Here is a 13,697-nt window from a genome sequence, read left to right as displayed (position 1 = left end):
GAAAGCGCAGTCCGAGTTTAGTGGAGTGGCTATCCGCGGAGCGGGGCGCGAGCCCAGCGGGCGAAGAGACGGAGCGGGACCGGAGAAGAAGGAGGAATTATGAGTTTTCTGTTGGAAGGAATCACTGCCGTTACCTGGAGGGAGCTGGTCATGTACGTCGTCGGCGGGCTGCTGATTTACCTCGCGGTCAAGAAGGAGTATGAGCCGTCGCTTTTGCTCCCGATGGGGTTCGGCGCTATCCTGGTCAATCTTCCCGCGTCCGGCGTCATCAACCAGACCCTCGCGGGCGTCGGCGAGACCAGCGGGATCATCCAGTGGCTTTATGAGACCACAATCGGTGTCTCGGAAGCCTTGCCGATCCTGCTCTTTATCGGTATCGGCGCGATGATCGATTTCGGGCCGCTGCTGTCCCAGCCGTATATGTTCCTCTTTGGCGCGGCGGCACAGTTCGGGATCTTCTTCGCGATCAGCCTGGCAGCGCTGATGGGCTTCGACCTTAAGGACGCGGCCTCCATCGGCATCATCGGCGCGGCGGACGGCCCGACCTCGATCCTGGTCTCCCAGGTTCTGGGGTCAAAGTACATCGGCGCGATCGCGGTGGCGGCGTATTCCTATATGGCGCTGGTGCCGATCATCCAGCCGATGGCGATCCGGCTTGTCACCACGAAGAAGGAGCGCCGCATCCACATGGTCTATAACCCGCTCAAGGTCAGCAAGCGGACCAAGATCATTTTCCCGATCGTCGTGACGATCATCGTCGGCTTTATCGCGCCGCAGTCCGTTGCCCTGGTCGGCTTCCTGATGTTCGGCAACCTGATCCGGGAGTGCGGCGTCCTGAACAGCCTGTCCGAGACCGCACAGAATGAGCTGGCGAACCTGATCACGATCCTGCTCGGCATCACCATCTCGTACAGCATGAAGGCGGAGCAGTTCGTCCAGGTCAATACACTGATGATCCTCCTGATCGGCCTTGTCGCGTTCATTTTCGATACGATCGGCGGCGTCCTCTTTGCGAAGCTGATCAACCTGTTTCTGCCGGTGAAGATCAATCCGATGATCGGTGCCGCCGGCATCTCGGCGTTCCCGATGTCCTCGCGGGTTGTCCAGAAGATGGCAAATGAGGAAGAGCGCGGCAATATCATCCTGATGCAGGCGCTCGGCGTCAATGTGTCCGGCCAGATCGCCTCGGTAATCGCCGGCGGCCTGGTGATCAGCCTGGTGACCAAGTATCTGTGAGGAGGAGCGGTTCATGAATCCGAATTTTTTGATTTCGCTGGAGATTATGGGACAGGGCATGCTCGGGATTTTTGTTGTTGTCGCCCTGATCGCGGCCGTCGTTGCCCTTTTGGGAAAATGGAAGTGATGTCCCCGGCGCTTGGCCACATGCTGGGGAGGGCACGCAAAACCGTCTGCAAGCGGCCGTTTTGCGTGCCCCTCTTCGGCATGTGCTGAACAGATAAATATTACAAAATGATTTCAAATTCCGGCGTATCCTTGCATTGGTTTTCTCCTCCCGATATACTGGTGAGCGGTGAGAAAGAGAGAAAGGGATCAGAGAATCGATGAGAAAAATACATTCTGTTCGGATATTTGCCGGGGCAGTCGCCCTGGCCTTGACCTTGTCAGCGCCGGCGGGAACGCTCACCGCGTTTGCGGATGAGACAAGGCAGGAGACAGCAATTTCCGGGCCGTCCAGCGACCCGTCGCTGATCAATGGCCAGGGCACAGCTAACGGGCCGGGAGCATCCGCTTCCGGAAATACTTCCGCGGGAGCCGGAACCAATTATGATGAGATCGATTACAGCGGTGGGATCGTCCATCCGGTGGATAAGTACAGCTATTCCCAGATGGAGAAGGAGCTGAAGGCACTCGCGGCGGCGTACCCGAAGACGATGCAGCTCAAAGAAATCGGGAAATCATACGAGGGGCGGAGCCTCTGGTGCGCGGTGATCGGCAATCCGAATGCCCCAAAGAAGATTCTGTTCCAGGGCGCGATGCATGCGCGGGAATATATGTCCGTCCCGATCATGATGAAGCAGGCGGAGAGCCTGCTCCAGGGCGCAAAAGCCGGCGCCGCTTACAACGGGACGAAGGTTTCCGTCCTGCTGAACCAGGTATGCTTTTACTTTATTCCGATGATCAACCCGGATGGGGTTACGATCAGCCAGTCCGGGGAAGAGGGCGCAACCGATGAGGTGAAGCAGATCCTCCGGACAGCCTATCAGCAGGATAAGGCCAATGGCAAGACGAGCGCGTCCTATGAGAATTACCTGAAGACCTGGAAGGCCAATGCCCGCGGGGTGGATCTCAACAACAACTGGGACAGCGGAAACTGGGTCGGCAATAACGGCTACCCGAGAGCCATGGGCTACCGGGGTACGGCACCCCTCTCGGAGCCGGAGAGCAAGGCACTTGCGGAGCTGACCCGCCAGGTGAATTTCAGCGCCGCCATCAGCTACCACAACATGGGCGATGTCATTTACTGGGATACGGAGATTAACCGCGTGCGGACAGCGTCGAAGGAGATGGCCGACCTTATCAATGCGTCCACCCACTATGCGCTGATGAACTCCCGGGGGTATGGCGGCTTCAAGGACTGGATGCAGAGCCGGAGCGACAATCCGGTTCCGGGAATCACCATCGAGATCGGAAAGAGCACAGCGCCGGTGAATTTCAGCGAGTTTGATACGCTCTGGAAGGAGAACCGTGTAGTTCCGGGACTGATCGCGGGCTATGTGCTGAGCCACTGAGATCCGTGCCAGGCGGATCGGGTTAGGTATGATAAAGAAGATGAGAAAGGGGTGGCAATTATGAGTAAAGTGATGGAGGAGCTGAGAAATGAAACTGCCAGAGAAATAGCCAGGAATATGCTCGGTATGAAAAAATTCTCCTATGAAGATATTGCAGAGGCAACCGGGCTGACGGTAAATGAAGTCAAAACGCTGGATACCAAGCAGTCCGCGTGAATCAAGCCAATCAACCTTTCGCTCCTTTCGGTTTGGCTTCATTGCCTCAAGTGGAATCCCCGGGGTAGTTCCGGGGCTGATCGCGGGATATGTGCTGAGCCACTGAGATCCACGCTTGACTGATCGGGTTAGGTATTTTAAAGAAGATGAGAAAGGGGTGGCAATTATGAGTAAGGTGATGGATGAGCTGAGAAATGAAACTGCCAGAGAAATAGCCAGGAATATGCTCGCGCTTAACAAATTGTCTTATGACGACATTGCTAAAGTTACTGGGTTGACGGTAAAGGAAATCGAAGAATTGGATACCAAGCGGTCGGCATGAATTCAGCCAATCTGCTTTTTTCAGTAGACCCCCACATCGGGCGGAGTAAACCTTCGCCCGATGTGGGGGTCTTGCCGATCCGGCGGCAAAATGGCGCCGTTCATTCCTCAAGATAACCAATCTCCGCTTTTTTTAGAAATCCACCCGCTGCGCTGTCCCATTCATGCTCGATCCGCTTATCGACGGTGAACTGGGTGAGGCTGGTCCCGGTGACCAGCCGGCACACCTTGTCCTCGTACCGGATATTCAGGTAGAGGCCGCGCACGAGCCCCTCGGGGGCATCCGGCATGATCCGCCGGGTGAAACTTTCCGCGCCGGCAGGCGGGAGCGCAAGGACGATAGAGAAGCTCTCCGGAAGGCGCTTCCCGCGGATCAGGGAAAAACAGAAGGGCCGGAGCATTTTCCAGCTGGAATATTCTTCGGTGTAATCGCCATCGGGGAAGTATTCCGCTCGGATCCGCCCGTCGATGGTGAATGCGTTAAAGGTGACGATCCGGGCTTCCTGGACAAGAAACCGGTCGAAGGTGTCTCCGGTGAATAACTGCCGGGTGAAGGCAGGCAGATCCTCGATTTTCAGTGATACCATCCGTGCCGCCTCCTTTTAGGCCAGGAATCCCGGAAGTTCCCGCTCAAGCTTCCGGTAATATTCCTTCATATACCGGTACATGATGATCGTGTAATCGCCGAATTCGATGCCGGCCATGCTCTTATAGACGGCCCAGAGCGCCCAGAGGAACGCGCCGAGGGCGGCAAAGGCGAAAGTGACAAACCGTTCCTCGTCAGTGGGCTCCCGTTTGAGGTAAGTTTTCAGCAGCTGGTCAGTCTCTGCGGCGGAGTAGTAGGTGTAAATGCTGCTCATGCCGATGTCGATCAGCGGATCCTGCATGCCGGCATACTCCCAGTCGATCAGCTTCACCCGCCCGTCCGGGAGGAGAAGGAAATTGTCCTTCACGGGGTCAATGTGGGAGAGCACCATTTTCCGGTGATGCGGGCCTTCCGGTGTCTCCGGGACTGCACGGGAGGAGGTCCAGCCGGGCGCTTCCAGCCTTGCCAGCGCGCGGAGAAGCTGGTCCGCGTGGGCGCGCACCTCGCGATAATCCTCAAAAAGCTGCATTTCCATGCCCCGGCAGAGCTCCTCATAGAAATCAATCCGCTCACCGATATCAAACTTATGCCCGACCGTGATGCCGGAACCGTGCAGGGTGCGGAGGAGCGCCATGCATTTCTCCACCGTCTCTGAGCAGGGATCGTGGAAATCGGCATTCTGCGCGCCCTCATAGTACCGGGAAATCTTATATCCGGTGTGCTCATCGAAATAGAGGATGGTCTCGGTGATCTTCAGCGGCGCGACCGCCCGGTAGACGGCGGCCTCCTCAGCGCGGTTGATCAGCTTGTCCGTGCCCTCCCCGGGAATCCGGCAGATGTAATGGCTTCCCTCGACCTCAAAGAGGAAGGAGCGGTTGGTCATCCCGCTTTTCAGGCAGCGGATATTGATGATCTTCGCCTCGGGGATCTTGAAGACCTCGGAGACAAGCTCCAGGGCCTTATTGTCCGAATGATTCTGGTAGCGGGGGTCGAAGGCGCGGAGCTCCTCCAGGTTCTCAAACTCATAGACCTGGTTCTCCGGCTGGAAGTTCGCGTCCATCTCCAGTTCGCCGATGTGGTGCATCAGCGTGTATTCCCAGTAATTCTGCTCGGTACCCGGCATTTGATATTCCTCCTCGAGCAGAGGGATGAACTTTTCGGAAAATGCCCTGTCCATGTAGATCGGCCCGTACATCACCCAGGAATCCCTGCCGCCGATCTGCACGCCGGTGATACGGCCTTTCTTATTGATGTCCAGGCACCATTCGGAGGTCTCCCCCTTCATATAGACAGCGGAATACCAGGAACCCGGTTCATAGGCGTGGTACATATTGCCGCGGAGCCAGTTGTCGGAGACTAGAAGATACATATTTTTCCCGCGGAACAGCTCCCGGGCGTGGTAGAAGGTGGCCAGGGTATTCTTGTCGCGGTATTCCGGATTGTAAAGAAGCTTCACCCCAAATTTGTCGATGAGGTACTCGAACTTCTCCTTGAGATAGCCGACCACAATCGTAATATCGGTGATTCCTGCCTCGTGGAGCTGCCGGATCTGGCGCTCGATCATACGCTCGCCAAAGACCTCGACCAGTCCCTTCGGCGTCTCGAATGTCAGGGGGACGAAGCGGGAGCCGAAGCCGGCGGCAAAGATTACGGCGCCATCCACGCGGGAGGGCGCGAGATAGCTCTTCCCGGTGTCCGAGAGGCGGTAATCCTCATGGGCGTAACGGCGGGTCTTATTATAAATAGTAGAAACAGGTTCAAGAAAGCCGCGCTGGATACATTCGGCGACCAGCTTGTTCGCTGTCCCGAGGGAGACGTGAAGAATTTCCGCAAGCCTGCGCTGGGAAAGGTGATCATCCTCGAGGTAGCTTCGAAGCACCAGAGCAATCTTATCCATAGGACCTCCAACTTTCGGAAAAGGGCAGGCGGTACGCCTGCCTGTTTAAAGTTCAAAAAAATAATAATTTTTCTATATGTGAACATTATAGCACCGGATCCGTGCCGGTTCAAGAAAAATGCGGCCGCGGAGAATGCATAACGCAGATGACGCGGAATTTATCGCATGGATTTCTTACGACTTTGACGCTGAAAATGTAACATTTCCGTAAGAAATCGCTCAGAGAATATTTATAGCAATTCTTGTATACCTGGACTATAATTCATCATGTAATCGGAGCGGGGCATTCGCATGGGCACCAGATTAAGAAAGTCTTAATTTTGACTTGATTATTTCTGAGGCCAAGGGTATAATGCAACCGTGATGCGATTCAGGAGTTTCGAGAAAAAGCATTTCAAAAAAGGAAAAAGGAGTGTGCAATCATTATGAAAAAGCAGACTAAAGTTGTAGCAGTTCTTTCTGCCGCTGCTCTGCTCGCAATGGGCGCTTCCATGACTTCCTTCGCCGCTGGTTGGGAGAAGGATGACGAGGGAATCTGGCACTATTACGATGCTGACGGTGACATGGTAACCAGCGATTGGGCTAAGGATGGTTCCAATTTCTACTATCTGGACGACGACGGCAACATGCTGACCGATGCCTGGGTAGACGATGATTACTATGTTGGCTCTGACGGCGCTATGCTGAAGAACCAGTGGGTGAAGACGCTTGCTGACGACGAGGACAACAGTGATCCGGAAGATTCCGGCGAGCACTGGTACTACTTCGGCTCGAAGGGCAAGAAGGTTACCGATGACGACAAGAAGATCAACGGCAAGACCTACTACTTCGATGCTGACGGCAAGATGCTTCACGGCTGGCAGGAGAAGAACGGCGACGTTTACTATCTCGGCGATGAGGATGAAGGCTGGAGAGCCGAGTCCCAGTGGCTGTGGCTGGAGAAGTCTTCCTTAGCAGCTGACGATGACAGTGATGATGATACCGATGATCAGGCTGTTCTTGGCTGCACCGAGGATGATGACTGCGACGATGAGGGCTGGTACTACTTCCAGTCTTCCGGCAAGATGTACAAGGAAGCCAAGAAGAAGAAGATCAACGGCTATTACTTCCTGTTCAACGAGCACGGCCAGATGCTGTATGAGTGGATCAACGGCACCAAGCTGAGCGCTTCCAACGCCCAGCTTGACGGTATTGCTACCCCGAGCAGCGCTACCATTGGCCAGATGCTCTGGTACAAGGAGAACGGTAACGACGCTGACGAAGGTTCCCGCTACACCGGCTGGATGCAGATCGACGGTGCTGAAGATGTCGGCACAGATACTGATACCGACTGGTACTACTTCAAGAAGGGCGAGGCTAAGCATGCTGACGCCAGCGACGTGAACGGCCTTAGGGATGACGGCGATCCGGTTTACGTAATGCGTGAGAAGATCGACGGCAAGTATTTCGCCTTCAACGAAAAGGGCCAGATGCAGACCGGTCTTCAGTTTATTGAGGGCAACACCTACTACTTCGATGATAACGGCTATCAGCAGACCGGCAAGATCTCGAACGTAGAAGAGGATGACGACGACACCTACTACTACTACTTCCAGACCAAGAACAACGGCAACGGCAAGGGCTACAACGGTGTTAAGGACAACATCCTTTACTTCATGGGCAAGAGATGCGAGGCTGAGGATGATTACAGAATCTTCCAGATCGGCTCCAAGTATTACGTTGTAAACTCCAAGGGTCGTGTTCAGAAGACCGACAAGAAGTATGACATCGAGACTCTGGGCGGCGGTGTAGTTGAGGATGTTCAGCTTGCTCCGAACAAGAAGACCGGTGTCCTGACTGCTTCTGATCTTGCAGGCAAGGGTCTGTCCGCTGAAGAGATCGAAGTTCCGCACATCGAGCTTTGCGATAACTGGATCGTTCCGGATGAGAATGGTGCAGCTGCTATCGTTGATGCTGGTACTGATTACAAGACCGGTACGTTAACTTCCGCTGACTGATCTTTCTGCTGATTGCAGTGAGGTCTGACTGAGGATCAAAGGGGGACTGCTCCTGGAGGGCAGCCCCTCTTTTTATTAGCAGAGCACTTAACAAGCGCGGGCCCGCGGGCGAAGCGCGAGTCTAGTGCGAGCTATGCAAATTTGCTTAGTGAGGACAAGCAAAAGCGCTGTCCGAACTTAGCAAATTTGCTTTTTGGTCCAGCACGAATCATGGTCAGCTGGCCTGTGTCTTCGCTTTTGGGCGAAGGCGCAGGCCTTCTTTTTTTACTTTTGAAAGCGTTGTTGATGATTATCTTGCGGATTGCGAGGAGGAAGGAGTGCGTCCTGAAAAAGCCTACAAGGGGAGTTTTAATGTAAGGGTTCGCCCTGAAATCCATCAGAAAGCAGCAATCTATTCCATCAATCACGGCGAGAGTTTGAATAGATTTGTAGAAGAAGCAATAGAAGAAAAATTGGCAAGAACAAAGTAATGGGAGTCAAGTGTTCCATCAACACCACGCGATGGGCGCGTAACGAAAAATTGGCTTGTACCGTTTTGGTGCAAGCCTTATTTCTTTCACTCATAAAGATGTTTACCCCTTGTGCCGGTTTCCGTCGGCCGCAAGCTCTTCTTCGGAAAAACCTTAATTTTCGGCAAATGCTTTCCTGTCCACTTCCCGGAGCTCGTTCATCATTGTGTCGGGGAGGCAGTGCGTGTAAATATCCATGGTTGTCTTCATGCTGCTGTGGCCGAGGATGGTCTGCAAAGTCTTGTAATTCATCCCCTCCTCGATGCACCTTGTGGCGAAGCTGTGGCGGAACGTGTGGAAAGTGAAGTGCTTGGCGGATTTTCCGGCAGATTTCATCGTTTCACGGATCTGGCGGAGGTCGTAGTTGATGCTTCCTTGATAGATGGGCCTGCCAAGAGGTGTTGTAAAGACCAGAGATTCTGTCTTCCCCGCGCCTTTCCAGCAGTCGCCAGCCGCTTCCTTCCATCTTTGCTGCTGATCCCGACAGCGGTGCAGCAGTTCTTCCGTCCGCGGGAGCATGGGAATGATCCTCCGTGAGGTTTTCGTTTTGGGGGATTCCAGGTAAAGGCCATGTTCAGAAGTATAATCCAGCGTGTGGGTAACGTGAATCCAATGATGATCCCAGTCGATATCCTCCCAGCAGAGGCCGCAGATTTCGCCAATCCGCATGCCGGTATAGGCGGCAAGGCGATATAGCGACGCGAAACGGCTGCCTTTGACGGCAGTGAGCAGATCGCGCTCTTCCTGCCGGTCAAGGACAGGTTTCCGGCTCCACGGCGCGGTGGCCGGCATGACCGCAGATTTCATCGGATTTTCCCGGAGAATTTTCTGCCTGACAGCATAGGTAAGGAGTCCGTTCAGGATCGTGATGTTGGTATTGATGATCGTACGAGAGTAGCGCCGGGCAAGATTGTCCATAGTGTCAGTGATCATTTCCGCGCTGATCTCTGTGACCGGCACTGTGCCGAGCGCCTGTCTCAGGCAGTTCTTATAATTGTGCCGATAGGTATAGCAGGTCAGCTCCTTGCAGCGCTTCCGCTTTTCTTCGATCCACCGTGGGAAAATGCTGTCCAGGGTTTCCTGTGTTTTTTCGGCTGTCCCATATCCGGCACTGTCTCCGCGCTGCGCAGTATCCGATCCTGACAATTCACCGGGCATTTCCGCCTGATAGATCTCTGCCTTTTTCAGAATCATGTCCCGCTCAGCATCACGAAGCCGCAGGGCGTAGCCCAGATAGATCCTGTTTTTATGCTGAAAACGCCACATATAGCGGCCATCCTTGCGATGACAGATTCCCCTCGTTGCCTTCATCTGAAAAATACTCCTTCTCCAATAGAATAGTGCATATCATGCCCGCTATATAAGATTGAGCGGTAACAGGAAATTGTCAAGAATGTCGATGCTCCGAGAGGTGAGAGTAGTGAAATTGATGCGTGGACATCGGATGGAATCATAGGAAAGCAGTGGAGTATAAAAAGAAGGCCTGCGCCTCCACCCGAAAGTGAAAGCACAAGTCTCTGTCTAATCATTTTTGTCAACTAAGTTCAAGCTGTATTAGAGTGTTTAAAGCGAAATATTTTTTGTGACGATGTGATTCGTTCGATTACTGGAGAATCAGGAAAAAAGGAGCTGCCCCTTTTAGAGCAGCTCCCTTCCTAGATTAAGTTATTACTTATTAGAAGGATATGCCGGCTTGTTCTGGTTACCAGTTGCTTCCTTTACAGAAAGCTCATCGCCTACATCCTCAAGATACTGCTTGTTGACAATAGCCTTACCACCATCAGCGGTCGGTACCGGATAGATCCAGTCATCCTTAAGCTCGATGTGCGGAACCTCTGCATAATCCTCCAGATTGCCCTTGTCAACACTGACAACCTTGCCGCTGGAGATGGTTACTGTTACATCGTCCTCGGAGGTGCCATCCAGCTTCTCAAGATCTACTTTCTTCGTTACATTGGTGCCCTTGGTCTTCTGGATCTTGCCCTTAGTATTAACCAGATAGCACTTGCCATTTACGTTGTAGATTCTGTAGCTATCCTCAGCCTCAAGTCTCTTGCCCAGGAAGTAAAGGACATCATCCTTGGTTCCGTCAAAGCCCTTACCGTTACCATTGTTCTTGGTCTGGAAATAGTAATAGTAAGTATCGTCGTCATCCTCTTCTACGTTCGAGATCTTGCCGGTCTGCTGATAACCGTTGTCATCGAAGTAGTACATATTACCGCCGATGTACTGAAGGCCATCCTGCATCTGCCCATCTTCGTTGAAGGCGAAATACTTGCCGTCGATCTTCTCACGCATTACGTAAACCGGATCCTGACCGTCATAGAGACCATTCGCGTCATTAGCAACGTCAGCGTGCTTGGCCTTGGAATCCTTGAAGTAATACCAATCGGTATCGGTATCCGTGCCTACATCCTCGGAGCCGTCGATCTGCATCCAGCCGGTGTAACGGGAGCCGTCATCAGAAGCATTTCCGTTTTCCTTATACCAGAGCATCTGGCCGATCGTAGCGGTGCCCGCGGTAGCTTTGCCGTCAAGAGCTGCATTAGAAGAAAGCGTCAGCTTGGTATCCTTATCGATCCACTCATACAGCATCTGGCCGTGATCGTTGAACATGAAGAAATGGCCATTGATCTTCTTCTTATCGGCCTTGTGGTACATCTTGCCGGAAGACTGGAACCAATACCAGCCTTCATCGTCGCACTTATCATCTTCGTCGCAATTAAGAACAACGTCGCTGTCGACATCATCATCGTCGTCGTTATCAACCGCTAAACTGGACTTCTCCAGCCACAGCCACTGGGATTCAGCTCTCCAGCCTTCATCCTCGCCGCCGAGGTAGTAAACTTCGCCGTTGAACTCATGCCAACCATAGTACATCTTACCGTCTTCATCGAAGTAGTAAGTTCTGCCGTTGATCTTCTTATCCTCCGGGCTGCCGGAAACTTTCTTGCCCTTCGCGCCGAAGTAATACCAGTGCTCACCTGCTTCGTCGGGCTCAGACTGATCCTCATCATCAGCAAAGGTCTTTACCCACTGGTTCTTCAGCATAGCGCCGTCGGAACCAACATAGTAGTCGTCATCTACCCAGGCATCGGTCAGCATGTTGCCGTCCTCATCCAGATAGTACCAATTGGAACCATCCTTAGCCCAATCGCTGGTTACCATGTCGCCGTCAGCATCGTAATAGTGCCAGATTCCCTCGTCATCCTTCTCCCAACCAGCGGCGAAGGAAGTCATGGAAGCGCCCATTGCGAGCAGAGCAGCGGCAGAAAGAACTGCTACGACTTTCGTCTGCTTTTTCATAATGATTGCACACTCCTTTTTCCTTTTTTGAAATGCTTTGTGTAGAAAATGGATTCGCAGTCTTGGGGAAGGCAGGATAAGTGGCATAGAGATGGACAGGAGATAGGGGATTTTCCAGCGTTTCTGTGTCAGAATCCGTGTCTGGAAAATCAGTAAAAATTGTTCAAAATGTGGGGATTGTTGTCACAGATCCTAAAAATCCTGTGTCAGAAGCCGCGTCAAAGGTCATGATCAGATAGGTCGTGAAGACACAGAAGGAAAAAAGCCCCCGCCCTTTCGGGCGGAGGCTGAGCCTTCCGGCAGTTGTTGCCTGTGCAGGAAATCTATGCCGTTCAGATGCCGAGCAGCTTGCTGTACGCGGTCAGGGCTCCGTCGGTCTCGTGGGCGAGCACAGCCTTGGCGAGAACCTTGCCGAGCTGCACGCCCTCCTGGTCGAAGCTGTTGACGTTCCACAGGAAGCCCTGGAACATGACCTTATTCTCGAAGTGGGCGAGAAGGGCGCCGAGGGACTCCGGGGTCAGCTGGTCGCCGATGATGATGCTGGACGGGCGGCCGCCCTTGAAATTCTTGTTCAGGTTCTCATTCTGCTTCCCGCAGGCGAAGGCGACGATCTGGGCGGCGACATTGGCGCAGAGTTTCTGCTGGCTTGTGGAACCCTGGATCACGACATCATTTTCCAGCTGGCTCTTGCGGAAGCCGACGAACTGGAGCGGGACGATGTCCGTGCCCTGGTGGAGGAGCTGGTAGAAAGAGTGCTGGCCATTGGTGCCCGGCTCGCCGAAGATCACAGGGCCGGTCACATAGCTGAGCGGCTCGCCGAAGCGGTTGACCGACTTTCCGTTAGATTCCATGTCCAGCTGCTGGAGATGCGCCGGGAAGCGGCTCAGCGCCTGGGAGTACGGGAGAACGGCGGTGGCCGGATAGCCGAGGACGCTGCGCTCGTAGAATCCGATCAGGGCATCCATCATGGCCGGGTTCTTCCGGACATCGGTTCCGGCGGCAAGAACATCCTCCTCGTGCGCGCCTGCAAGGAAGCGGGCGAATACGTCCGGGCCGAAGGCGAGGGAAAGGACCGCTCCGCCGACCGCGGAGGTGGAAGAATAGCGGCCGCCGATATAGTCGTCCATGAAGAAGGCGGCAAGATAGTCGCTGCTCTTCGCGAGCGGGGAGGTTTCAGAGGTGACTGCGATCATGTGCTTCGCGGGATCAAGCCCTCTCTTCTTCAGGGCATCCATGACGAAGGACTGGTTGGTCAGCGTCTCCAGGGTGGTTCCGGACTTGGATACCAGGATGAACAGGGCGTGCGCCACATCGATGGCGTCAAGAACCGCGGAGGCGTCGTCCGGATCGACGTTGCTGATGAACTTCGCCTCCATCTTGAAGTTTCCGGTCTTTTTCGCCCAGTTCTCGAGCGCGATATACATTGCCCGGGGGCCGAGGTCACTGCCGCCGATGCCGATCTGGACGACAGTGGTAAATTTCTCCCCGGCGCCGTTCGCGATCTTCCCGGCGTGTACCTGGCCGGCGAAATCGGCGATCCGCTTCTGCTGTTCTTCATAGAAGGCGCGCTTGTTGACGCCGTCGGCGATGACGTCCTTCCCGAGCTGGCCGCGGGTCAGGTGGTGGAGGACAAGGCGCTTCTCCCCGGTGTTGACCACATCGCCATTATAGAGGTCTTCAAACTTCTCGGAGAGCTGGGCTTCCCCCGCCAGCTTCTCCAGGGCGGCAAGAATATCATCGTCCACGGCTTTTGCCGCGAAATTGTACACGAGGCCGGCACCCATGGGAATCTGGTAATTTGCCACACGGGCAGCTCCCTGGTCTCCCGTCATTACCCGGGCAAGATCCACGGGCTTCGTCTTCCGAAGTTCGCCGTAGGATGTCAGCTCATCGAGATTTTTCCAGTTAATCATGTCCCTTATCCTCCTGATTTGTTCTGGATATTGCAGATGCTTATTCAACGCTATTTTACTCTAAGCCGGGAGGGGAATCAATGATCCGGGGGATTTCCGCGGGTTTAGAGATGTTTTACTGTTTATACTGATCTTATCAGTACTCCAAAGACACGGCGGTCTCTAGCTTTCAGATTGAAAATTGCATAACATAACAAGGTGT

General features: G+C 53.8%; 11 protein-coding genes. 6 read left to right on the top strand and 5 right to left on the bottom strand.

Annotated features, from left to right (window positions below):
- Positions 1–99: 99 nt before the first annotated feature.
- The 4 genes from ISF27_RS10480 to ISF27_RS10465 all read left to right on the top strand — a co-directional run bounded on the left by ISF27_RS10480 (position 100) and on the right by ISF27_RS10465 (position 3,288).
- On the top strand, positions 100–1,236 hold the full coding sequence (locus tag ISF27_RS10480; RefSeq protein WP_194611434.1) for a sodium ion-translocating decarboxylase subunit beta: 1,137 nt from the start codon (positions 100–102) through the stop codon (positions 1,234–1,236).
- Between the two features lie 326 nt (positions 1,237–1,562).
- Positions 1,563–2,750, top strand: coding sequence for a M14 family zinc carboxypeptidase (locus tag ISF27_RS10475; RefSeq protein WP_194611433.1), 1,188 nt, complete (start codon positions 1,563–1,565; stop codon positions 2,748–2,750).
- Between the two features lie 60 nt (positions 2,751–2,810).
- Positions 2,811–2,966 carry a hypothetical protein gene (locus ISF27_RS10470; RefSeq protein ID WP_194611432.1) on the top strand — a complete coding sequence of 52 codons (156 nt, stop codon included), beginning with the start codon at positions 2,811–2,813 and terminating at the stop codon, positions 2,964–2,966.
- A 166-nt stretch (positions 2,967–3,132) separates the two neighbouring features.
- Positions 3,133–3,288 carry a hypothetical protein gene (locus ISF27_RS10465; RefSeq protein WP_194611431.1) on the top strand — a complete coding sequence of 52 codons (156 nt, stop codon included), beginning with the start codon at positions 3,133–3,135 and terminating at the stop codon, positions 3,286–3,288.
- Positions 3,289–3,388: 100 nt separating this feature from the next.
- Here ISF27_RS10465 and ISF27_RS10460 read toward each other — a convergent pair whose 3' ends face one another.
- Both ISF27_RS10460 and ISF27_RS10455 read right to left on the bottom strand, forming a co-directional pair.
- On the bottom strand, positions 3,389–3,874 hold the full coding sequence (locus ISF27_RS10460; protein WP_194611430.1) for a DUF5721 family protein: 486 nt from the start codon (positions 3,872–3,874) through the stop codon (positions 3,389–3,391).
- A gap of 15 nt (positions 3,875–3,889) precedes the next feature.
- Positions 3,890–5,770 carry a phosphotransferase gene (locus ISF27_RS10455; protein WP_194611429.1) on the bottom strand — a complete coding sequence of 627 codons (1,881 nt, stop codon included), beginning with the start codon at positions 5,768–5,770 and terminating at the stop codon, positions 3,890–3,892.
- Between the two features lie 425 nt (positions 5,771–6,195).
- On the opposite strand from ISF27_RS10455, the gene ISF27_RS10450 reads away from it, so the two are divergent.
- Together ISF27_RS10450 and ISF27_RS10445 are read left to right on the top strand one after the other, a co-directional pair.
- Positions 6,196–7,767, top strand: a complete 1,572-nt coding sequence (locus ISF27_RS10450) for an N-acetylmuramoyl-L-alanine amidase family protein (protein ID WP_194611428.1) — start codon at positions 6,196–6,198, stop codon at positions 7,765–7,767.
- 167 nt (positions 7,768–7,934) lie between these two features.
- Entirely contained in the window at positions 7,935–8,237 is a 303-nt protein-coding gene (locus ISF27_RS10445; RefSeq protein WP_194611555.1) for a type II toxin-antitoxin system HicB family antitoxin, read from the top strand.
- A gap of 153 nt (positions 8,238–8,390) precedes the next feature.
- Here the strand turns inward: ISF27_RS10445 and ISF27_RS10440 are convergent, their stop codons facing one another.
- From ISF27_RS10440 to ISF27_RS10430, 3 genes are all read right to left on the bottom strand, one after another.
- Positions 8,391–9,587 (bottom strand): tyrosine-type recombinase/integrase, encoded by a 1,197-nt coding sequence (locus ISF27_RS10440; protein ID WP_194611427.1) that lies wholly within the window; start codon positions 9,585–9,587, stop codon positions 8,391–8,393.
- Between the two features lie 357 nt (positions 9,588–9,944).
- Complete coding sequence (locus ISF27_RS10435; RefSeq protein ID WP_194611426.1) at positions 9,945–11,582, bottom strand: glucan-binding protein; 1,638 nt, start codon at positions 11,580–11,582, stop codon at positions 9,945–9,947.
- 332 nt (positions 11,583–11,914) lie between these two features.
- A complete protein-coding gene (locus ISF27_RS10430; RefSeq protein ID WP_194611425.1) occupies positions 11,915–13,495 on the bottom strand; it encodes a glucose-6-phosphate isomerase in 1,581 nt (526 codons plus the stop codon).
- Positions 13,496–13,697 lie beyond the last annotated feature (202 nt).

It is taken from the genome of Clostridium vitabionis (assembly GCF_015351765.1).
In the GTDB taxonomy this organism is placed as follows: Bacteria; Bacillota; Clostridia; order Lachnospirales; family Lachnospiraceae; genus Clostridium_R; species Clostridium_R vitabionis.
This window is presented reverse-complemented; position numbering and strand designations above follow the sequence as displayed.

What these genes read in the sequence shown, in the direction of transcription:
- ISF27_RS10455 (WP_194611429.1), bottom strand. Translation starts at nt 5,770, where the DNA reads ATGGATAAGATTGCTCTGGTGCTTCGAAGCTACCTCGAGGATGATCAC.
- ISF27_RS10470 (WP_194611432.1), top strand. Translation starts at nt 2,811, where the DNA reads ATGAGTAAAGTGATGGAGGAGCTGAGAAATGAAACTGCCAGAGAAATA.
- ISF27_RS10480 (WP_194611434.1), top strand. Translation starts at nt 100, where the DNA reads ATGAGTTTTCTGTTGGAAGGAATCACTGCCGTTACCTGGAGGGAGCTG.
- ISF27_RS10450 (WP_194611428.1), top strand. Translation starts at nt 6,196, where the DNA reads ATGAAAAAGCAGACTAAAGTTGTAGCAGTTCTTTCTGCCGCTGCTCTG.
- ISF27_RS10430 (WP_194611425.1), bottom strand. Translation starts at nt 13,495, where the DNA reads ATGATTAACTGGAAAAATCTCGATGAGCTGACATCCTACGGCGAACTT.
- ISF27_RS10460 (WP_194611430.1), bottom strand. Translation starts at nt 3,874, where the DNA reads ATGGTATCACTGAAAATCGAGGATCTGCCTGCCTTCACCCGGCAGTTA.
- ISF27_RS10465 (WP_194611431.1), top strand. Translation starts at nt 3,133, where the DNA reads ATGAGTAAGGTGATGGATGAGCTGAGAAATGAAACTGCCAGAGAAATA.
- ISF27_RS10435 (WP_194611426.1), bottom strand. Translation starts at nt 11,582, where the DNA reads ATGAAAAAGCAGACGAAAGTCGTAGCAGTTCTTTCTGCCGCTGCTCTG.
- ISF27_RS10475 (WP_194611433.1), top strand. Translation starts at nt 1,563, where the DNA reads ATGAGAAAAATACATTCTGTTCGGATATTTGCCGGGGCAGTCGCCCTG.
- ISF27_RS10440 (WP_194611427.1), bottom strand. Translation starts at nt 9,587, where the DNA reads ATGAAGGCAACGAGGGGAATCTGTCATCGCAAGGATGGCCGCTATATG.